The organism is Lentzea sp. JNUCC 0626 (genome assembly GCF_043632865.1).
GTDB lineage: Bacteria > Actinomycetota > Actinomycetes > Mycobacteriales > Pseudonocardiaceae > Lentzea.
This window is the reverse complement of the sequence record NZ_CP171635.1, coordinates 9,227,486-9,246,040: the sequence shown is the minus strand read 5'-3', so window position 1 is coordinate 9,246,040 and position 18,555 is coordinate 9,227,486. Positions and strand designations below refer to the sequence as shown.

Annotated in this window: 22 protein-coding genes; 9 read left to right on the top strand and 13 right to left on the bottom strand. The window is 69.3% G+C overall.

Annotated features, from left to right (window positions below; translation table 11 throughout):
* Positions 1-8: 8 nt before the first annotated feature.
* The 4 genes from JNUCC0626_RS43440 to JNUCC0626_RS43425 all read right to left on the bottom strand — a co-directional run bounded on the left by JNUCC0626_RS43440 (position 9) and on the right by JNUCC0626_RS43425 (position 3,178).
* Positions 9-821, bottom strand: a complete 813-nt coding sequence (locus JNUCC0626_RS43440) for a hypothetical protein (protein WP_394616445.1) — start codon at positions 819-821, stop codon at positions 9-11.
* A gap of 8 nt (positions 822-829) precedes the next feature.
* Complete coding sequence (locus JNUCC0626_RS43435; protein ID WP_394616444.1) at positions 830-1,528, bottom strand: hypothetical protein; 699 nt, start codon at positions 1,526-1,528, stop codon at positions 830-832.
* 94 nt (positions 1,529-1,622) lie between these two features.
* A complete protein-coding gene (locus tag JNUCC0626_RS43430; RefSeq protein ID WP_394616443.1) occupies positions 1,623-2,516 on the bottom strand; it encodes a transketolase family protein in 894 nt (297 codons plus the stop codon).
* Entirely contained in the window at positions 2,516-3,178 is a 663-nt protein-coding gene (locus tag JNUCC0626_RS43425; RefSeq protein ID WP_394616442.1) for a thiamine pyrophosphate-dependent enzyme, read from the bottom strand. Before JNUCC0626_RS43425 ends, JNUCC0626_RS43430 begins: the two co-directional genes overlap by 1 nt.
* Positions 3,179-3,252: 74 nt before the next feature.
* On the opposite strand from JNUCC0626_RS43425, the gene soxR reads away from it, so the two are divergent.
* Genes soxR through JNUCC0626_RS43410 form a run of 3 tightly spaced genes read left to right on the top strand, consistent with a single transcriptional unit; the run spans position 3,253 to position 4,870 of the window.
* On the top strand, positions 3,253-3,699 hold the full coding sequence (gene soxR, locus JNUCC0626_RS43420) for a redox-sensitive transcriptional activator SoxR (RefSeq protein ID WP_394622232.1): 447 nt from the start codon (positions 3,253-3,255) through the stop codon (positions 3,697-3,699).
* A 44-nt stretch (positions 3,700-3,743) separates the two neighbouring features.
* Positions 3,744-4,268, top strand: coding sequence for an RNA 2'-phosphotransferase (locus JNUCC0626_RS43415; RefSeq protein ID WP_394616441.1), 525 nt, complete (start codon positions 3,744-3,746; stop codon positions 4,266-4,268).
* Positions 4,265-4,870 carry a class I SAM-dependent methyltransferase gene (locus tag JNUCC0626_RS43410; protein WP_394616440.1) on the top strand — a complete coding sequence of 202 codons (606 nt, stop codon included), beginning with the start codon at positions 4,265-4,267 and terminating at the stop codon, positions 4,868-4,870. Before JNUCC0626_RS43415 ends, JNUCC0626_RS43410 begins: the two co-directional genes overlap by 4 nt.
* Here the strand turns inward: JNUCC0626_RS43410 and JNUCC0626_RS43405 are convergent.
* The 4 genes from JNUCC0626_RS43405 to hisD are packed head-to-tail and all read right to left on the bottom strand — an operon-like array spanning position 4,867 to position 8,037.
* Positions 4,867-5,022 (bottom strand): hypothetical protein, encoded by a 156-nt coding sequence (locus tag JNUCC0626_RS43405; protein WP_394616439.1) that lies wholly within the window; start codon positions 5,020-5,022, stop codon positions 4,867-4,869. The genes JNUCC0626_RS43410 and JNUCC0626_RS43405 overlap by 4 nt on opposite strands.
* Positions 5,022-5,621: an imidazoleglycerol-phosphate dehydratase HisB gene (gene hisB, locus JNUCC0626_RS43400; RefSeq protein ID WP_285638957.1), complete on the bottom strand. Its 600-nt coding sequence runs from the start codon at positions 5,619-5,621 to the stop codon at positions 5,022-5,024. Before hisB ends, JNUCC0626_RS43405 begins: the two co-directional genes overlap by 1 nt.
* Positions 5,618-6,724 (bottom strand): histidinol-phosphate transaminase, encoded by a 1,107-nt coding sequence (locus tag JNUCC0626_RS43395; RefSeq protein WP_394616438.1) that lies wholly within the window; start codon positions 6,722-6,724, stop codon positions 5,618-5,620. The genes hisB and JNUCC0626_RS43395 overlap by 4 nt, the downstream gene beginning before the upstream one ends.
* Positions 6,721-8,037, bottom strand: coding sequence for a histidinol dehydrogenase (gene hisD / locus JNUCC0626_RS43390; RefSeq protein WP_394616437.1), 1,317 nt, complete (start codon positions 8,035-8,037; stop codon positions 6,721-6,723). The genes JNUCC0626_RS43395 and hisD overlap by 4 nt, the downstream gene beginning before the upstream one ends.
* A gap of 132 nt (positions 8,038-8,169) precedes the next feature.
* Here hisD and JNUCC0626_RS43385 point away from each other — a divergent pair, with 132 nt between their 5' ends.
* Positions 8,170-9,465: a M14 family metallopeptidase gene (locus JNUCC0626_RS43385; RefSeq protein ID WP_394616436.1), complete on the top strand. Its 1,296-nt coding sequence runs from the start codon at positions 8,170-8,172 to the stop codon at positions 9,463-9,465.
* On the opposite strand, the gene JNUCC0626_RS43380 is transcribed toward JNUCC0626_RS43385, so the two are convergent.
* Positions 9,449-10,582, bottom strand: coding sequence for an aminotransferase class V-fold PLP-dependent enzyme (locus JNUCC0626_RS43380; RefSeq protein WP_394616435.1), 1,134 nt, complete (start codon positions 10,580-10,582; stop codon positions 9,449-9,451). The genes JNUCC0626_RS43385 and JNUCC0626_RS43380 overlap by 17 nt on opposite strands.
* Positions 10,583-10,609: 27 nt before the next feature.
* Between JNUCC0626_RS43380 and JNUCC0626_RS43375 the strand changes: the two genes are divergently transcribed.
* Together JNUCC0626_RS43375 and JNUCC0626_RS43370 are read left to right on the top strand one after the other, a co-directional pair.
* A complete protein-coding gene (locus JNUCC0626_RS43375) occupies positions 10,610-11,098 on the top strand; it encodes a hypothetical protein (protein ID WP_394616434.1) in 489 nt (162 codons plus the stop codon).
* A 10-nt stretch (positions 11,099-11,108) separates the two neighbouring features.
* Positions 11,109-11,600, top strand: a complete 492-nt coding sequence (locus tag JNUCC0626_RS43370; protein WP_394616433.1) for a hypothetical protein — start codon at positions 11,109-11,111, stop codon at positions 11,598-11,600.
* On the opposite strand, the gene JNUCC0626_RS43365 is transcribed toward JNUCC0626_RS43370, so the two are convergent.
* Positions 11,593-13,092, bottom strand: coding sequence for an ABC transporter substrate-binding protein (locus tag JNUCC0626_RS43365; protein ID WP_394616432.1), 1,500 nt, complete (start codon positions 13,090-13,092; stop codon positions 11,593-11,595). The genes JNUCC0626_RS43370 and JNUCC0626_RS43365 overlap by 8 nt on opposite strands.
* Before the next feature lie 24 nt (positions 13,093-13,116).
* Between JNUCC0626_RS43365 and JNUCC0626_RS43360 the strand changes: the two genes are divergently transcribed.
* Positions 13,117-13,896: a carbon-nitrogen hydrolase family protein gene (locus tag JNUCC0626_RS43360; RefSeq protein ID WP_394616431.1), complete on the top strand. Its 780-nt coding sequence runs from the start codon at positions 13,117-13,119 to the stop codon at positions 13,894-13,896.
* Positions 13,897-13,919: 23 nt separating this feature from the next.
* A complete protein-coding gene (locus tag JNUCC0626_RS43355) occupies positions 13,920-14,348 on the top strand; it encodes a hypothetical protein (protein WP_394616430.1) in 429 nt (142 codons plus the stop codon).
* Here JNUCC0626_RS43355 and nadC read toward each other — a convergent pair.
* From nadC to nadA, 3 genes are read right to left on the bottom strand one after another with little or no spacing between them, the layout of a single operon-like run.
* Complete coding sequence (gene nadC, locus JNUCC0626_RS43350; RefSeq protein WP_394616429.1) at positions 14,319-15,155, bottom strand: carboxylating nicotinate-nucleotide diphosphorylase; 837 nt, start codon at positions 15,153-15,155, stop codon at positions 14,319-14,321. The genes JNUCC0626_RS43355 and nadC overlap by 30 nt on opposite strands.
* On the bottom strand, positions 15,152-16,765 hold the full coding sequence (locus JNUCC0626_RS43345; protein ID WP_394616428.1) for an L-aspartate oxidase: 1,614 nt from the start codon (positions 16,763-16,765) through the stop codon (positions 15,152-15,154). The genes nadC and JNUCC0626_RS43345 overlap by 4 nt, the downstream gene beginning before the upstream one ends.
* Complete coding sequence (nadA, locus tag JNUCC0626_RS43340) at positions 16,765-17,784, bottom strand: quinolinate synthase NadA (RefSeq protein WP_382439863.1); 1,020 nt, start codon at positions 17,782-17,784, stop codon at positions 16,765-16,767. Before nadA ends, JNUCC0626_RS43345 begins: the two co-directional genes overlap by 1 nt.
* A gap of 73 nt (positions 17,785-17,857) precedes the next feature.
* Between nadA and JNUCC0626_RS43335 the strand changes: the two genes are divergently transcribed.
* Positions 17,858-18,553, top strand: coding sequence for an NUDIX hydrolase (locus tag JNUCC0626_RS43335; RefSeq protein ID WP_394616427.1), 696 nt, complete (start codon positions 17,858-17,860; stop codon positions 18,551-18,553).
* Positions 18,554-18,555 lie beyond the last annotated feature (2 nt).

Genomic DNA, 18,555 nt, shown 5'->3' with positions numbered 1-18,555 from the left:
CGTCCAGGTTAGTCGGTCGGAACCGCACCCTGGGTCACCGGGATGACCGGCAACACCGTGTTGATCGGTTTCGTCCGCACGAGCCGCCGCCGGAGCATCACCAGCAACCCGACGAGCAACGCCAGCAGCAACGCGCCGATCAGGTAGTAGACGACCGCCGGAATGTTCAGCAGGACCGTCACCAGCGCCGTGACCACCATCAGCGGGAAGATCAGCGCCAACGGCCACAGCTGCGCGCGCGGCGGCTCCAGCGTGGTCAGCACGGCGTCCGCCCGGCCCTGCTCGGTGAGTTCGGCCACCTGCGCGACCTCCGACAACCCGGCGGCGCGGAAGAAGTCGGGGATCGCCGCGCGGCCGTTGCGGAAGTCGCGGATGCGTTCGAGCGTGCCCTTGCGGCTCGCGGACGGGTACAGCGCGGTGAGCTTGTCGATGGCGTCGAGCTGCCACTTCTCCTTCTCGCGCAGGTCGACCATGCCCGCGGTCATGCGGTCGAACGCCCTGCCGATCGGCCCGGACTGCTTGGCCTCCCCCGACAGCCGCAGCACGGCCTCGCGCGATCTCCACATCGAGGCGCGGCCTAGCGACGTCGTGAACATGTAGAGCAACGCGGCGTCGTCGTTCCACACGGCCAGCGCGGCGCCGCCCCCGATCTTGCGCACCCGGTTCGTCATGTACGCGGCCTCGTTGAGCTTCGTGGCCGGCGGCGGCAGGAGCACCGTGCCGGACTGCACCGGGACGAGTGCCGCGGGGCCCACGTTGCCGCTGTGCATGGCCTTCTGCAGCTCGGCGGCGTTCAACGGGGTCCAGATCAGCATTCTCACGACCAACATCATTCCTGGTCGGCTTCGCGCGCCCATGCGGACATGCCCAGAACATCGCGTACCGGGAACGCATCCGTGCGACGAACACGGCTCCACACCACCGCACTGGCGGCGCCGTTCCACACCAGCACGAACGCCAGCAGCACGCACACCGGAACCGTGATCAGTACCGGGATTTCGAGCGCCATCAGCAGGAAGACGAGCACACCGGATCCCGCGGCCATGCCGAGGAACGGCAGTCGCGGGTCGACCCACGGCGCGTCGGGCATGCCGTTGCGCTCGCCGACGAAGCTCTCCCACCACTTCTTCTCGTGGTGTGGAAGGGCATCGTCGACTTCCCCGCCGTCGATCCGCACCAGCGCCTGGGCGTCCAGGAAGTACCCGGCAGTCGCCGCGGTGGCGCCGGCTCGAACGAGTCGTCCGGGCCGAACCTCCACCCCCGGATCTCGCCGTCGAAGTAGACGAGCCACGCCGTCGAAGTAGACGAGCCACGCCGTCGACTCCGTCCACATGAGACCGATCCGCCTGCCTTTGACGATGCGCAGGTCGTCGATCAGCGTCTCCGCCGTGTACGGCTCAGGGCCGAGCACGAACGTGCCGTGCGGAACGGGAACCAGCAATCGAGGCCTGACCGCGCGCTTGCTCAGTTCCGCACTCGTGCGGTCAGGATCGGTAGTGGTCCACACGACCACACGTGGGTTGGGCACGATCAGGATCTTTCCTGATCGTGCCCCGATCTCACGGCCGAACCGCGCGAGAAGGCGCGCCGGTCCAGTCATCCCCCATGGCGAACATGTTCCTTCACCCCCTGAAGAAACTCCGCACAGCGCTCCCCAGCCCCACCACGTCGAGATCATGAGCGGAGTCATGGTCTTCGGCCGTGCCGTAGTTGCGGAGCTCTGCGTGTCGTTTGACGCCTATAGAACGCACACGGTGCGGAATTTGTTGCAGTGTTTCCGAAATCAGATGAGAAGAAGTTCCTTCGAGGTACGGCTCGGCCACCATCACGTCGGCGTGGTCGGTGTCCTGCACCGCCTTGCGCAGGCCGTCGGAGTCGAACGGACGGATCGTCGCCGCGTAGAGGACGGTGACATCGGCTTTCTCGCACTCGACGGCCGCGAGGACGCGGTCGAGCATCGGGCCCACGGCGAGGATGACGCCGCGCTTGCCGTGTTTCAGGGTTGTGAATCCCTCGCCCACGGGATGCGGTCGCGTGTTCTCGCGCAGCGAAAGCCTCATGTAGACGCGGTTCTCGTCCTTGAGGGCCTGGCGCAGCAGCGGGACGACCTCGTCCGGGTGGCCGGGCACGTGCACGGTCCAGCCGGGCAGCGTGTCGAACAACGCCACGTCGGCGGGTGACTGGTGGGTGCGGCCCCACGCCGGGTCGTCATAGGACGCTCCGATGCTGACGAACACCGCGCCGACGTCCTGGTGTCCGATGTCGAGCTTGATCTGTTCGTAGGGCCGTTCGACCAGGAACGGCGCGTAGCTGTGCACGACCGGGCGCAGACCGGCCAGGGCGAGGCCGCTCGCCACGCCGACCATGGTCTGCTCGCGGATGCCGACGTCCACGACGCGTTCGTTCTCCTGCGGGAACTCGTTGCTGGAGATCACCGCGGTCACCACGGCGATGCGCGGGTCGGCGGCGATCTCGTCGTTGACCGTCTTCACGAAGGCCTGGCGCATGTTGGTCATCAGTAGCTCTTCTCCACCTTGGCGACTACGGCGTGCGGACGGTCGTGCGGCGCGGTCAGAGCGGCGAAGATCGCCTCGTGGTCGCGGCCGTCGATCTCCGCCGTCTGCCAGCCCTCGACGGCGAACCTGCGCGCGATGCCGCCGGGCCAGCCGTACATCGCGGACTGGTTGTCGATCACGATCGTGGTGAGGTTCGAGACGCCCCGCCGTGCCGCCACCGCGATGGCCTCGTGGTTGCTGCCCTCGTCCAGCTCACCGTCGCCGACCAGCACGAACGTGCGGCCCCGGCTGCCCGCGATCCGCTGGCCGATGGCCGTGCCGACGGCGATCGGCAGGCCGTGGCCGAGCGAGCCGCTGCTGATCTCCGCGCCGCGCACGAGCACCCGGTCGGGGTGCTGGCCGAGCGGGCTGTCCCACGACGTCCAGTTGTCCAAAATGGACTCCTTGATGAACCCCTTCTCGGCGAGGACGGCGTAGTACGCCATCGGGCCGTGGCCCTTGGAGAGCAGGAACCGGTCGCGGTCGGGGTCGTCGACGGTCGCGGGTGTGACGTTGAGGACCTTGTCGTAGAGGACCCAGAGCACGTCGATGGTGGAGGCCGCAGCCCACTCGTGCTTCTCGTCCCCGGTCATCCTCGCGAAGAGCTCTGGTATCCGTTGCATGGCACCAACTCTTCAACCTCGACCATGCTGGAGGTCAAGACCGTTACCATGATCTGGTGAGCAAGCTGCCGGAAATGCTGACCATCGGCCAGGTCGCCGAACGCAGCGGCGTGCCCCACACGGCGCTGCGCTTCTACGAGGACAGGGGCCTGATCGCCTCGGTGCGCACGGCGGGCAACCAACGCCGCTACCTGCGCTCGGTGCTGCGCCGGCTCGCGTTCATCCGCACCGCCCAGCGCGTGGGCCTCACCCTGGAGGACGTCCGCGACGCTCTCGCCCAGCTCCCGGACAACCGCACGCCGACGAAGTCCGACTGGGAACGCCTCTCGCGCTCGTGGAAGTCGGAACTCGACGCGCGGATCGACGCGCTGTACCGGCTGCGCGACCGCCTCACCGGGTGCATCGGGTGCGGCTGCCTGTCGCTGCGCAGCTGCGCGCTGCAGAACATCGACGACGAGCAGGCGTCGCACGGGCCGGGCGCGCCCAAGCTCAAGCCGGTGCTCGAGGGCGGCACGGACTAGAAACCGCAAAACCGCTGGACTCGCTGTGGTTTGCTGGTGGCCAAATGGAAGACGAAAGAATGATCCGCCTCTCCAAGCGGATGTCCAAGGCGCTCCGGCACAAGCCCGAGCGCGTCGGCCTCACCCTCGATCCGGCCGGCTGGGTGCCCGTGGCCGATCTCCTGAACGCGCTCGGCGTCTCCGAGGCCGACATGCTCGAGGTCGTCGCCCGCAACGACAAGAACCGCTTCACGGTCGTGGGCGACCGCATCCGGGCCAACCAGGGCCACAGCGTCGAGGTCGACCTCGGCCTGCCCACGGCGGTCCCGCCCGAGCAGCTGTTCCACGGCACGGTGGCGCAGTACCTCGACGACATCATGCGCGACGGACTGCGCCCGATGTCACGTCACGACGTGCACCTCTCGCCCGACCGCGAGACCGCCCGCCGCGTCGGCGCACGACGCGGGCGACCGTTGATCCTGGTCGTCGACGCCGCCGCCATGCACGCGGACGGCCTCGAGTTCCGGCTCAGCACCAACGGCGTGTGGCTCACGCAGCACGTCCCCGCCCGCTACCTTCGGACCTCGTGAAGCACATCGTCGAAGCCGGCTACGACGTCATCGCGGAGCGGTACGTCCACTGGTCCGCCCAGATCGCCGACGACCCGCGACTGCGCTACCTCGCCGAGTTCGACGAACGCCTGCCCGACGGCGCGAAGGTCCTCGAACTCGGCTGCGGCGCGGGCGTGCCGTGCGGCCGCAAGCTCGCCGAACGGCACGACCTGCTCGGCGTCGACCTGTCCCAGCGGCAGATCGATCTAGCCCGCGCGAACGTGCCGGGCGCGCGGTTCGAGAAGGCCGACATGACCGCGCTCGACTTCGCGGAGGGCTCGTTCGACGGCATCGCCGCGTTCTACTCGATCCTGCACGTGCCGCGCGCCGAACAGCCCGCGCTGCTCGCGAAGATCGCGGGCTGGCTGAAGCCCGGCGGCCTGTTCCTCGCCTCGCTCGGCACCGGCACGCCGGACGTCACCGAGACCTGGCTCGGCGTGGACATGTTCTTCGGCAGCAACACGCCCGAGCAGAACCGGGCGCTGCTCGCCGCGCACCTGGAGATCGTCGTCGACGACCTGGTGACCATGCACGAGCCGGGCCCGGTGGCGTTCCACTGGGTCCTCGCCCGCAAGTCCTAGAGCAGCCAGAGGACGGCGCCGCCGACGGCCACGACCGTCAGCACCAGCAGGATGATCGCCAGGAACTTGGCGGTCTTCCAGGTGGTGTAGACGCCACCGGCCAGGAAGCCCGCGAGGGCCAGCAGGCCGATGACGACGACTTCCTTCGGCATCAGAGCACGCCCTTGGTCGACGGGATGCCGCCGACGCGCGGGTCGGGCTCGGTCGCCGTGCGCAGGGCGCGGGCGATGGCCTTGTACTCGGCTTCCGCGATGTGGTGCGGGTCGCGGCCGTACTCGACCCGCACGTGCAGGGCGATCTGGGCGTGGAAGGCGAGCGACTCGAAGACGTGCCGGTTGAGCACGAACGGGTAGTTGCCGCCGATGACGAAGCTGTTGAACTGCTCCGGCTCGCCCTTGTGCACGGTGTACGGGCGGCCCGAGACGTCCACCGCCGCGTGCGCGAGGGTCTCGTCCATCGGGATCCAGCAGTCGCCGAAGCGGCGGATGCCCTTCTTGTCGCCCAGCGCCTCGCGCAGGGCCTGGCCCAGGACGATGGCGATGTCCTCGACCGAGTGGTGGGCGTCGATGTGCGTGTCGCCGGTGGCCCGGACGATCAGGTCGAAGCTGCCGTGCACGCCGAACGCCGTCAGCATGTGGTCGTAGAACGGCACTCCCGTGCTGATCTCGACCTGGCCGGTGCCGTCGAGGTCGATCTCGACGTAGACCGACGACTCCCTGGTGGTGCGCTCCACCTTGCCTACACGGCTCACCGGCTGACCTCCTTGCTGGCCGCGAGGAACGCGTCGTTCTCCTCGGGCGTTCCGACGGTCACCCGCAGGTGACCCGTGATTCCGACGTCCCGGATGAGCACGCCGTGGTCCAAATAGGACTTCCAGACCTCACGTGCGTTCTCGAACCAGCCGAACAGCACGAAGTTCGCGTCCGACGGCACCACCTGGAAGCCCAGGTCCGTCAGCGCCGCGGACACCCTGTCGCGTTCGGCGGCGAGCTTCGCCACCGAGCCCAGGGTCTCCGAGGCGTGGCGCAGCGAGGCGCGCGCGGCCGCCTGGGTCAGGGCCGAGAGGTGGTACGGCAGGCGCACCAGCTGCAGCGCGTCCACCACGGCCGGGGCCGCCGCCAGGTAGCCGAGACGGCCGCCGGCGAACGCGAAGGCCTTCGACATGGTGCGCGAGACGATCAGCCGCGAGCCGAACTCGTCCAGCAGCTTGATCGCGCTCTCCTGCGGGGAGAACTCCGCGTACGCCTCGTCCACCACGATCATGCCGGTCGTGGAGGCGATCAGCAGGCGCAGGTCCTCCAGCGGGATCGACTGGCCCGTCGGGTTGTTCGGCGACGTCACGAAGACGACGTCCGGCTTCGTCTCCGCGATCAGCGCCGCGGCCTTCTCCACGTCCAGCGAGAAGTCGGCACGGCGCGGGGTCGGCGACCACTCGGTGCGCGTGCCCGCCGCGATGATCGGGTGCATCGAGTACGACGGCTCGAAGCCCAGCGCCACCCGGCCGGGACCGCCGAACGCCTGCAGGATCTGCTGGAGGATCTCGTTGGACCCGTTGGCAGCCCACACGTTCTCGGACGTGAGCGGCACCGACGTGGCCTCGCTCAGGTACGCGGCCAGGTCGTCGCGCAACGCCACCGCGTCGCGGTCCGGGTACCGGTGCAGCTCGCCCGCGATCTCGGCCACCGCCGCGACGACGTCGGCGGCGAGCGCGTCCGTCGGCTCGTACGGGTTCTCGTTGGTGTTCAAGCGGTACGGGACGTCGAGCTGCGGCGCACCGTAGGGCGTGCGGCCGCGCAGGTCCTCGCGCAGGGGCAGGTCCGACAGCTCCACCCGTGCGCCGATCACTGGCTTCATCGAGAGAACCTCGCTGTCACTGCCTGCCCGTGCGCGGGCAGGTCTTCCGCGTTGGCCAGCGCGACGACCTTGTCCGCGACCTCCCGCAGCGCTTCCTCGGAGTAGTCGATCACGTGGATGCCGCGCAGGAACGTCTGCACCGACAGCCCCGACGAGTGCCGCGCGCACCCGGCGGTCGGCAGCACGTGGTTCGAGCCGGCGCAGTAGTCGCCGAGCGACACCGGCGAGTGCGCGCCGACGAAGATCGCGCCGGCGGACCGGATCCGCGCCGCCACCTCACGCGCGTCGCGCGTCTGGATCTCCAGGTGCTCGGCCGCGTACGCGTCGACCACGCGGACGCCTTCGTCCACAGTGGACACCAGCACGGTGCCGGACTGCCTGCCGCCCAACGCCGTGCGGATGCGCTCGGTGTGCTTGGTCGCGCCGACCTGGCGCTCCAGCTCGGCGTCCACCGCGTCCGCCAGTTCGACGGAGTCCGTCACCAGCACCGACGCCGCCAGCGGGTCGTGCTCGGCCTGGCTGATCAGGTCGGCGGCCACGTGCACCGGGTCGGCCGACGAGTCGGCCAGGATCGCGATCTCCGTCGGCCCTGCCTCGGAGTCGATGCCGATCAGCCCGCGCAGCAACCGCTTGGCCGCCGTCACGTAGATGTTGCCGGGACCGGTGACGACGTCGACCGGGGCCAGTTCGGCACCGTCGGTGTCCACGCCTCCGTGCGCCAGCAACGCCACGGCCTGGGCGCCGCCCACGGCCCACACCTCGTCGACGCCGAGCAGCGCGGCGGCGGCGAGGATCGTCGGGTGCGGCAGGCCGCCGAACTCGGCCTGCGGCGGCGACGCGACGACCAGCGACTCGACGCCGGCGATCTGCGCGGGCACCACGTTCATGATGACCGTCGACGGGTACACGGCCAGACCACCGGGCGCGTAGAGGCCGACGCGGGCGACCGGCACCCACCGCTCCGTGACCGTGCCGCCGGGCACCACCTGAGTGGTCGTGTCGACGCGCTTCTGGTCGGCGTGCACCTTGCGGGTGCGCACGATGACCTCTTCCAGCGCCTCGCGGACGGCCGGGTCCAACGAGGACAAAGCGGACGAAATCTCCGAAGCGGGCACACGGACAGAAGCAGGACGAACACCGTCGAACTTCTCGGTGTACTCCAGCGCCGCTTCGACTCCGCGTTCGGCGATCGCGTCCACCAAAGGCCGCACATGATGCAGAACCGCGTCCACGTCCACCTCGGCGCGCGGGACAACAGCGCGCAACTGAGCGGGAGTCGTGGTGCGACCTCGCAGGTCGATGCGGTTGAGCATGACTTACAGCCTAGTTCCTGCAGAAATCTGTCAACGGTCAGCCCGCTATCGGCGCTACTCAGCCTGTGACGCCCCGGCCACGCTCGGTCGAGCACATCTCCGTCGCAAACCCCTGCTGATGATGGAGGACCCATGTTCACCAAGCGCCGCGGCAAGATCGCCGCGATGCTCGCGCTGTGCCTGCCCGTGCTGGTCGCGGGCATGGCGACGCCCAGCACGGCCGACTCGGGCCGCTACCTGCTGGAAATCACCGCGAACACGTCGGCCGAACGCACCAAGATCGCCCAGAGCGGCGTCGACGTGCTCGGTGCGGTGAAGCTCACGACCGTCTCGGTCGTCGCGGACAAGGCGCAGTACCGGGCCCTGCAGGCCACCGGACTGCCGATCAAGTACGTCGGCGACTTCGAGAAGGAGCTCAAGGCACTCGGCAAGGTCGACTTCGCCGACCCGCAGCCGGGCCAGATCGGCACGCAGGACTTCCCGTCCGGCTACGCGGGCTACCACAACTTCGCGGAGACGACCGCCGAACTCCAGCAGACCGTGCGCGACCACCCCACGCTCGCGAGCCTCCGCAGCATCGGCAAGAGCGCGCAGAACCGGGACATCTGGGCCCTCAAGGTCAGCGACAACGTCGCGACCGACGAGGCGGAGCCCGAGGTGATCTTCACCTGCAACCAGCACGCGCGTGAGCACATCACCGTCGAGCAGTGCCTGCAGATCATCAAGCGCTACACCGACAACTACGCCACGCCGGCCATCAAGAACCTGGTGGACAGCCGCGAGGTGTGGTTCGTCCCGATGGTCAACCCGGACGGCGTCGAGTACGACATCGCCACGGGTTCGTTCCGCGGCTGGCGCAAGAACCGCCAGGGCAACGGCACCGACCTCAACCGCAACTGGGGCTACAAGTGGGGCTGCTGCGGCGGTTCCAGCGGCAGCACGACCTCGGACACCTACCGGGGCCCGTCGGCGTTCTCCGCTCCGGAGACCACGGCCATCAAGAACTTCGTGGACTCGCGCGTGGTCGGCGGTGTTCAGCAGATCAAGACGAACATCGACTTCCACTCGTTCTCGGAACTCGTGCTGTGGCCCTTCGGCTACACCACCGCGAACACCGCGCCGGGTCTCGACGCGACCGAGGAACGCGCGTTCCGCACGCTCGGCCAGCAGATGGCCGCCACCAACGGCTACACGCCGGAGCAGGCGAGCGACCTGTACATCACCGACGGCAGCATCGACGACTGGATGTGGGGCCAGCACAAGATCTGGTCCTACACCTTCGAGATGTACCCGAGCAGCGGCGGCCTCAACGGCTTCTACCCGCGGGACACGGTCATCGCGGCCCAGACGAGCCGCAACGACCGCGCCGTCGACATGTTCGTCGGCTACTCGGACTGCGTGAAGCGGGTCATCAACGTGTCCTGCTGACGATCTGCTCGATGATCTCCAGCGCCTGGTCGATCTCGGCGTGAGTGACGAAGTAGTGCGGGGATGCCCGCACTACTTCGCCCAGGCCCCGCCGGGTCATGTCGAGCAACGTCGACCCGGCCTGCGACACCGTCACGGCGACGGCGGCCTGCCACAGCCGGTCCTTCAACTCCATCGCCGGCACACGCTCCGACGTGAAGGTGACGATGCCCGACTGCCGCTCACCGAGATCGCGCACGGTGATGCCGGGGATGGCGGCGAGCCCCTCGCGCAAGCGCTTGGCGCGGTCGGCGACCTCGGCCTCGATCACGTCGAGCCCCATCTCCAGGGCGTGACGCGCGGCCGCGATCATGCCGAGCCGGTCGGCGATGCTGCACTCCCACAGTTCGAAAACGCGGGCATCCGAGCGCAGCGAGTACTCCTGAGGACCCGTCCACGAGCCGCTGTGCAGGTCCACCAGGCGTGGGTGGAGCCGCTCCCGCACCTCGTCGCGCACGACGAGGGCGCCGGTACCGCGCGGGCCTCTCAGCCACTTGCGGCCGGTGCAGGCCAGCATGTCGTAGTCGAGCCCGCGCAGGTCCAGTTGACCGGTCGACTGGCAGGCGTCGAGCAACACCAGCGCACCGACCTCACGAGCCGCCGCTGTGATGTCGTTGACCGGGTTGATCAGGCCGCCGTTCGTCGGCACGTGCACGAGCGAGATCAGCTTGACTCGGTTGTCAAGGTTCAGGGCGCCGAGATCGACCTGCCCGTGCACGTCGGACGGGATGACCTCGACGACCGCCCCGGCCTCCGCCGCTCGACGCAGTACCGGGATCGCATTGCCAGCGTATTCAACCTCGGTGACGAGAATTCGGTCTCCGGCCGACAGGGGCACCGCGTCGAAGGCCGCCAACCATGATCGAGTCGCACTGTCCGTGAAGGCGACCTCGGAAGGCTGACACCCGAAGAGGTCGGCGAGAACGCCGTATCCCGCTTCCAGGTCGTCCCGCCGTTCCGCCGCGGCACGATAGCCGCCGATCTCGGTTTCCCGCCGCAGATGGCCGATCACCTCGTCCACGACCGGCGCGGGAGGGATCGAGGAACCGGCGCTGTCCAAGAAGATCAGATCGCTCACTCACCCCACTGTGCCACCATCGAGTGCATGGGGGATCGCACGTTCGGGTACAGCGCTCAGGTCAGACCTTTCCTGTGGGTTTTCCTCGTGGTGACACCACTGGAAATCCTTCTCGTAGAACTCATCGTGCCGTGGTTCTGGCTGCGCGCGGTGCTCCTCGCGTTCGGGGTGCTGAGCGCGTTGCTGCTCGGCTACCAACTCTGGATGCTCTACAAGTTCAAGCACGAGGTCGACGACGAACACCTGTGGCTGCGGTACGCGCGGGAGTTCGAGTACCGCATCCCGCTGACCGCCGTCGAAAGCGTCTCGCAGGGCACGACGAGCCGGATGCTGAGCAAGACCCGGTCCGTTGTGGACGGCACGCTCGTGCTGGAGGTCTCCAACTCCACCAACGTCTCGGTGCGCCTCAGCACAGCGCAGGAGATCGACCTCGGCCGCCGGGGCGCGCACGACGTGACCAAGATCGAGTTCTGGACCGACGACCCCGACGGCATGGTTCGCGCGCTGCGAAAATAGGCTCACAGCCATGGTGGAGATCCCCTACGGCAAGCGCATGAAGCCGCGGTACGTGCGGTTCCTGATCATCACGGCGGTCGGGATCGCGCTCGTCGCGTTCGGACTCGACATCCCGTGGCTGCTCATCACGCTGTGCGTGCTGGGCGCGCTGAACGCCGTCGTGTGTGTGGGCGCTCTCTACGTGCTGACGAAGCAGCCGCACACCGTCTCGGACGACGAGCTGCGGCTGCGTCAGCTGGGGTTCTTCGACTGGCGCATCCCGACGGCGGACCTCGGCGCGGCCCAGGTCGCCGAGCGCACCCACAAGGGTCAGCGCAGCGTCGAGGTGATCGGCGACGCCCTCGTCATCCAGTCCCTGACCAGGACGAACGTGTCGGTGCCGTTCCGCGAGCCGCAGCTCGTGGACCTCGGCAAGACGGGCGCGAAGCAGGTCGAGCGCGTCGAGTTCTGGGCGGACGACCCGGACCGCGCCGTCCGCGAGATCAACGCCAGGACTACTTAGGCTCCCACTTCTCCAGGTTCCACCACGGACCCCAGGCCAGCGCGCCGTAGGAGTTCGGGTCGACCACGGGCTGGTAGCCGTTCCACGAGTCGCGCAGGACGTACGCGTGCTCCGGGAACACCAGCACCGCCATCGACGGGGCCGCGACGAACGCCTGCTGGAAGAGCTTGTACGCCACGGCCCGCTGCGCCGGGTCGTTCAGCCTGCGGCCGTTCTCCAGCGCGGCGTCGGCGGCGGGACTGCCCTGGCCGCGCAGGTCGTAGAGCATCAGGTCGGGGTCGAACGGCGACCCCTCGCCGTACAGCAGCGCGTCCTGCGCCATCCGCGGCCGGATCGCCTCCCACGACAGTCCGGCGAGTTGCACGTCCACGCCCACGGCCTTGGCGTCGGCCGCGAACGCCGTCGCGAGGTCGGCGCGCAGGTCGTCACCCAGCGGGTACATCAGCGTGAACCGGGCCGCGACGCCCTCGCGCACCCGGATGCCGTCCGCGCCGGGCACCCAGCCGCCGACGTCGAGCAGGCGGGCCGCCTCGGTCTTGTCGAACCGGAACTTCGCGGTCGTGTCGAACTCCTCGGCCAGCGCGTCCGGCACGGGCGTGTACGCGATGGTGCCCTTGCCCTCCAGCAGGCTGTCGATCATGCCCTGGCGGTTCGCGGCGAAGTTCAGCGCCAGGCGGATGGCGGCGTTGCCGGTCACGGGGTTGGCCGCGGGCAACCGCACGGCGCGGTAGTCGGCGCTGCGGTGGTACTGGACCTGGAGACCGGACTTGCCGGCGAACTGGGTGACGATCTTGGGCGGCAGCACCGTGCCGTCGAACTCGCCGTCCTGCATGCGGCGCGCGCGCTGGTTGTCGTCGGTGACGAACACGACCGACACCTTCTTGATCTTCGGCGCACCGCCGAAGTACCCGTCGTTGGCCTCCAGCAGCAGCCGGTCGCCCTTCTTCCACTCGGTGACCTTGTACGGCCCGGTGCCGACGGGCTGGCCGTTCGGGTTCGCCTGCTCACTGGGCAGGACGCCGAGCACGAGCAGGTGCGGGAACGCGGCGTGCACCTGCGTCAGGGTGAAGCGCACCGTGGACGGGTCGACCTGCTCGACGCTCTTGAGGGTGCTGAAGCGCTCCTTGACCGTCGTCTGCAACGCCGCGGTGTACGTGGCCACGACGTCCTCGGCCCCGAACGTGCTGCCGTCGGTGAACTTGACGTCGCCGCGCAGCTTGACCGTCCAGCTCAGCCCGTCCGCCGCCGGTTCGGGCAGATCGGCCGCGAGCTTCGGGGTCAGCGAGCCGTCCTGGCGGTGCTCGACGAGGCCGTCGTAGATCTTGGACACGCCCTGCGCGCCGTACCCGAGCAGCGGGTTCAGCGTGGTGGGCTCGTCGCGGTCGGCCAGCACGATCGAGGTGCCGTTCGACCCACCGTCCGGGCGGGGCGTGGCGGTCTCGGTGCAGCCCGCGACGGCCAGCAACACGACTAGGAGCAGTGGGGAACGCACGAGTCGGACCCTACAGTGATCCCCATGCGCATCGCCGTGAGTCAGATCAGCTCGACCACCGATCCCCGCTCCAACCTGGAGCTGGTGAGGGACGCGGTGCGCCGGGCCGAGGGCGCGCGGGTCGTGGTGCTGCCCGAGGCGACGATGTGCCGGTTCGGGGTGCCTTTGGGGCCTGTCGCCGAACCGTTGGACGGGCCTTGGGCGTCGGCTGTGCACGAGATCGCCGCGGCGCACGACGTCGTGGTCGTGGCCGGGATGTTCACGCCTTCCGGTGACCGGGTGACGAACACGATGCTGGTGACCGGGCCCGATCTGCACGTCGGGTACGACAAGATCCACCTGTTCGACGCGTTCGGGTTCCAGGAGTCGCGGACGGTCGCGCCTGGATCGTCGCCGGTGGTCTTCGAGGTGGACGGGGTCACGCTGGGCGTGGCCACCTGTTACGACATCCGCTTTCCCGAGCTCTTCCGGGCGTTGGCGGATCGTGGTGCCGCCGCCGTGCTGGTCGGGGCTTCCTGGGGTGCCGGGCCTGGGAAGAAGGAGCAGTGGGAGCTGCTGGTTCGGGCTAGGGCATTGGACTGCACTTCGTTCGTCGTCGCCTGTGGGCAGGCTTATCCCGGGGATCTCGGGTCTTCGGCTCCTACCGGGATCGGGTACTCGACGGTGGCTGATCCGTTCGGGAACGTCGTGGTGCAGTTGTCGGAGCAGGTGTCCGACACCGTGGTGGATCTGGACCTCGACGTGGTGGCGCAGGCTCGTGAGGTGTTGCCGGTGCTGGCCAACCGGCGCTTGACCTCCAGTTAGGTCGAGGCACTTGGGTTGGGGTCATGACACTTCCCGAGTTGCCCTCGTTCGTCCGCGGCCGCACCGATGTCGACGGCTACCAGCTGTACCGCATGAGCGGGCCGGGGTCCGGCAAGACCGTCGGCTGCGTTGTGCTCGTGACGATCGAGACCGACGACGAGGCCACCGCACGGGCGTGGGTCGACTCCGTGTTCGTGGCGCTCGCCAGTGAGCCGAATCCGCACCCCGGTGGGATTTCCGCTGCGTTCCACATCCGTGCGGATGGTCGCCAGGTGATCAACTACGCGGAGTGGGTCAGCGCGGAGGACCACGTCGACGCGTTGGGCGGCACTGGCGGGGTCGGGTCGCAGACCGCCGACTGGCGCCGGGTGCAGAACTTCCCCGGCGCCCGTGGCGTGGGTGTGGAGCGGTACCAGCCGCCGCTAGCGCAGGTCCATGCCGAGGTCGAGTGACGGGCTGGAGTGCGTCAGGCCGCCCACCGCGAGGTAGTCCACACCCGTTTCGGCGTACGCGCGGGCCACGTCCAGCGTGAGTCCGCCGGACGCCTCCAGCTGCACGCCGGCAGGGCGTCGGGCTACGGCCTGGGCGCACTGCTCGGGCGTGAAGTTGTCCAGCAGCACCAGTTCCGCGCCCTCGGCCAACGCCTCGTCGAGCTGCTCCAGGCTGTCTACCTCGACCTCCATCAGCAGTTCCGGGGCGTGGGCTCGGGCGGCGCGGATGGCGGCGCCCACCGAACCCGCCGCGGCGACGTGGTTGTCCTTGATGAGGATCGCGTCGCCGAGGCCCATGCGGTGGTTCACGCCGCCGCCTGCCCGCACCGCGTACTTCTGGAGCAAACGCAGGCCTGGCAACGTTTTGCGGGAGTCGCGGACGGCTGCGCCGGTGCCCTCGATCGCGCTGACCCAGCGGGCCGTCTGCGTGGCGATGCCGGACAGGTGGCAGATCAGGTTCAGGGCGGTGCGTTCGACGGTGAGCAGGCCTCGGGTCGGGCCCGTCAGGACGAGGGCGGGTTCGCCCGGCACGGCCTTGTCGCCGTCGGTCGCCTCGGATAGGATCTCGATTTCGGGCAGGTAGCGCTGGAATGCCGTGCGTGCGACGGAAACGCCGCAGAGCACGCCCGCCGAGCGCGGGGTGATCTCGGCGGTGGCGACGGACTTCTCGGGCACCGTCGCGAGTGTCGTGGCGTCCAGGCCGTAGCGGAGGTCCTCCTCCAGCGCGAGCTGGATGACCCGGTTCGCGTCGTCCCAGTCGATGGTCATGCGACACCCTCTGCGAGAACGGGATCGGCCAGCACCGGCTGGCCGGTCGGGGTGAGTCGGACCAGCTGACTGCGTTGCCACGACTGCGAACGCTCGGTGTAGTCGGTGCGGACGTGGCAGCCGCGCGACTCGGTGCGTTGTTGCGCGGCGGCGATCAGGGCGCGGGCGGCCGTCGTGAGGGCGGCGTCCTCGACCAGTTCGCGGGACTCCAGCTGCTTGTCCACAGTGGACACGTCGAGCACCGAGCCGACCACGGCCAGGCCCTCGGCGTCGCGGCCGATGGCGGCGTAGCGGGACATCACGCGTTGGAGCATGTCGCGGTCCGCGACCGGGGCCGTCGGGAGGGCCGGGTCCACGGTGCGGGTGGGTGCGATCAGGCCGATCGCGAGGTCCGCGGCGACGGTTTCCGCGGCACGGGTGCCGCAGACCAGGCCTTCCAGCAGGCTGTTGGAGGCCAGGCGGTTCGCGCCGTGCAGGCCGGTGCGGGCGACCTCGCCCACCGCGTACAGGCCCGTGACGCCGGTGCGGCCGTCGACGGTGGACACCACGCCACCACAGGCGAAGTGTGCTGCCGGGGCCACCGGGATCGGGTCCTTCGCCGGGTCCACGCCGACCGAGACGCACGCCGAGTAGACGGTCGGGAAGCGGGTCGCCATGTCGTGCAACGCCGTCGCGTCCAGGAAGACGTGGTCGTCGACGCCGCCGGGTTCAGACGCCATGTGCCGGGTGATCGCGGCCGCCACGACGTCGCGCGGGGCCAGGTCCTCGAGCGGGTGCACGCCCTTCATCACGCGGGCGCCGGTCGCGTCGACCAGCACGGCACCCTCGCCGCGCACGGCCTCGGTGACGAGCGGGCACCTGCCCCGCGCGCCCCGGCCCGTGTAGAGGACGGTCGGGTGGAACTGGATGAACTCGACGTCCGCGGCCAGCGCGCCGGCCCGCAGAGCCAGCGCGAGGCCGTCTCCCGTTGCCACGGAAGGGTTCGAGGTCGCCTGGTACATCTGACCGAGGCCGCCGGTCGCGAGCAGCACGGCCGGTGCGGTGAGCACACCGGGCACGCCGTTGCCGTCCAGCACCAGGAGTCCGGCCACGGCACCGAGCGGCGTCTTGACCGCGTCGACCGCGATGTGGTTCTCCAGCAGGGGAACCCGTCCGTCCACAGTGGCCTTGAGCAACGCGCGCTCGACCTCGGCGCCGGTGGCGTCGCCGCCCGCGTGCACGACGCGGAAAGCGCTGTGGCCGCCCTCGCGGGTGCGTTCGAGCAGGCCATCGGGCTTGGCGTCGAACACGGCACCGCGTTCGCGCAACCGAGCCACAGCCGCGGGGCCGTCGGTGATGATGGCCGCCACGGCCGCGTCGTCGCAGAGGCCCGCGCCCGCCGTCAGCGTGTCCTCGATGTGCTTCGCGACCGAGTCACCGGGGTCGTGCTGGTCCTCCATGACGACCGCGACGCCGCCCTGAGCCCAGCGCGTGTTGCCGTCGTCGCCCGCGGCCTTCGTGACGACCAGGACCCGAAGTCCCAGCTCACGAGCCCGCAGCGCGGCGGTGAGACCCGCCACGCCGGTGCCGACCACGATCAGGTCGGCTCGCGCCTCCCAGCGCGCGGCCATCACTCACCGCCGCCGGGCTGGCCGATCTCGATCATGCGCTGCACGGCGCCCTGGGCGCGTTTGGCGGTCTCCAGGTCCACGTGCACCTCGTCCAGGCCGTCCCGCACGCACCGCAGCAGCGCGGCCGGCGTGATCATCTTCATGTAGGTGCACGACGCGCGGTCGTTCACGGCGCGAAAGTCGATCTCCGGGGCGGCCTTGCGCAGCTGGTGCAGCATGCCGACCTCGGTCGCGACGAGCACCTTGGTGGCCTTGGTGCTGCGGGCGGCGCTGATCATGTCGCCGGTCGAGAGGATCTTGACCTTCTCCGCCGGGACGATGCCCTCGCCGCTCAGGTAGAGCGCCGACGTCGCGCACCCGCACTCCGGGTGGATGAACAGGTCGGCCTCGGGGTTCGCGGCGGCGCGTTCGGCCAGCTCAGGGCCGTTGATGCCGGCGTGGACGTGGCACTCGCCCGCCCAGATGTGCAGGTTCTCGCGGCCGGTCTCGCGCTTGACGTGCGCGCCCAGGAACTGGTCCGGGCAGAACAGCACCTCGCGGTCGGCCGGGATCGACGCGACGACGTCGACGGCGTTCGAGGACGTGCAGCAGATGTCGGTCTCGGCCTTCACCTCGGCCGTGGTGTTCACGTACGACACGACGACGGCGCCGGGGTGCTGCGCCTTCCACTCGCGCAGCTGCTCACCGGTGATCGAGTCGGCGAGCGAGCAGCCCGCGCGCTCGTCCGGGATCAGCACGGTCTTCTGCGGGGCGAGGATCTTCGCGGTCTCCGCCATGAAGTGCACGCCGCAGAAGATGATGGTCTGCGCGTCGGACTGCGCGGCGATGCGGCTGAGCGCCAGGGAGTCGCCGGTGTGGTGCGCGATGTCCTGGATCTCGGGCAGCTGGTAGTTGTGCGCCAGGATGACGGCGTCGCGTTCCTTCGCGAGGCGCAACACCTCGTCCCGCCACGCCGCGTTCGGCTCGACTCCGCCGTACACGCCTGACGCGGTTCGCTCCACGGTTGCGGTAGCGACCATCACTGCCTCCTCGATCCGGGGTTTTCGCCTATTGGTCGAAAACGTGGCCGATAGTATCAGCCAGGTGGCAGGTGTGGGGCACGAAGTTCTGGCCGCTGTGTTGCGGGTGAGAGGTGCGTCACTCCAGGTCATGCTGTGGGAGCGCGCTCGGGAACCACACGCTCACCGCTGGTCGTTGCCGGGCGGGGAGCTGCGGGTGGACGAGGACGTCGAGTCCTCCATCCGTCGTCAGCTGGCGGAAAAAGTCGACGTGCGACAGTTGTCACACGTCGAGCAGCTGGCCGTCTTCAGCGCCCCGGACCGCGTCCCCGGACCGCGCGTCGTGGCGACCGCGTTCCTCGGGCTGGTGCCCTCGGACGTCGATCCCGAGGTCCCTTCGGACACTTCCTGGCACTGCGTCGAGAAGTTGCCCGCGATGGCGTTCGACCACGCGTTGATCGTGCATCGAGCGCGGCACAGGCTCGGCTCGAAGCTGTCGTACACGAACATCGGTTTCGCGTTGGCGCCGCCGGAGTTCACGATCTCGCTGCTGCGCGACCACTACTCGGCCGCGCTGGGCTACCGGGTGTCCGCGACGAACCTGCAACGGGTGCTGTCCCGGCGGTTGTTGCTGGAACCGACGGGTGGCACCGCTCCCCCCGGCCCGTCAGGAGGCCGCCCGGCCGCGCTGTTCCGGTTCAGCGCCAAGGGAATCAAAGTCACCGATCCGTTCGCCGTGCTGAGGCCGCCGGGATCCGGCCGTCCAGCAGGCGGAGGTGCCAGCACGTAACG

Excerpts from the sequence above, each read along its gene's own strand:
- JNUCC0626_RS43355 (WP_394616430.1), top strand. The coding sequence starts at position 13,920 with ATGACACTTCCCGAGTTGCCCTCGTTCGTCCGCGGCCGCACCGATGTC.
- JNUCC0626_RS43395 (WP_394616438.1), bottom strand. The coding sequence starts at position 6,724 with ATGAAGCCAGTGATCGGCGCACGGGTGGAGCTGTCGGACCTGCCCCTG.
- JNUCC0626_RS43405 (WP_394616439.1), bottom strand. The coding sequence starts at position 5,022 with ATGCCGAAGGAAGTCGTCGTCATCGGCCTGCTGGCCCTCGCGGGCTTC.
- JNUCC0626_RS43370 (WP_394616433.1), top strand. The coding sequence starts at position 11,109 with ATGGTGGAGATCCCCTACGGCAAGCGCATGAAGCCGCGGTACGTGCGG.
- JNUCC0626_RS43360 (WP_394616431.1), top strand. The coding sequence starts at position 13,117 with ATGCGCATCGCCGTGAGTCAGATCAGCTCGACCACCGATCCCCGCTCC.
- JNUCC0626_RS43345 (WP_394616428.1), bottom strand. The coding sequence starts at position 16,765 with ATGGCCGCGCGCTGGGAGGCGCGAGCCGACCTGATCGTGGTCGGCACC.
- JNUCC0626_RS43375 (WP_394616434.1), top strand. The coding sequence starts at position 10,610 with ATGGGGGATCGCACGTTCGGGTACAGCGCTCAGGTCAGACCTTTCCTG.
- soxR (WP_394622232.1), top strand. The coding sequence starts at position 3,253 with ATGCTGACCATCGGCCAGGTCGCCGAACGCAGCGGCGTGCCCCACACG.
- nadC (WP_394616429.1), bottom strand. The coding sequence starts at position 15,155 with ATGACCATCGACTGGGACGACGCGAACCGGGTCATCCAGCTCGCGCTG.
- JNUCC0626_RS43385 (WP_394616436.1), top strand. The coding sequence starts at position 8,170 with ATGTTCACCAAGCGCCGCGGCAAGATCGCCGCGATGCTCGCGCTGTGC.
- hisD (WP_394616437.1), bottom strand. The coding sequence starts at position 8,037 with ATGCTCAACCGCATCGACCTGCGAGGTCGCACCACGACTCCCGCTCAG.
- JNUCC0626_RS43430 (WP_394616443.1), bottom strand. The coding sequence starts at position 2,516 with ATGACCAACATGCGCCAGGCCTTCGTGAAGACGGTCAACGACGAGATC.
- JNUCC0626_RS43415 (WP_394616441.1), top strand. The coding sequence starts at position 3,744 with ATGGAAGACGAAAGAATGATCCGCCTCTCCAAGCGGATGTCCAAGGCG.
- nadA (WP_382439863.1), bottom strand. The coding sequence starts at position 17,784 with ATGGTCGCTACCGCAACCGTGGAGCGAACCGCGTCAGGCGTGTACGGC.
- JNUCC0626_RS43425 (WP_394616442.1), bottom strand. The coding sequence starts at position 3,178 with ATGCAACGGATACCAGAGCTCTTCGCGAGGATGACCGGGGACGAGAAG.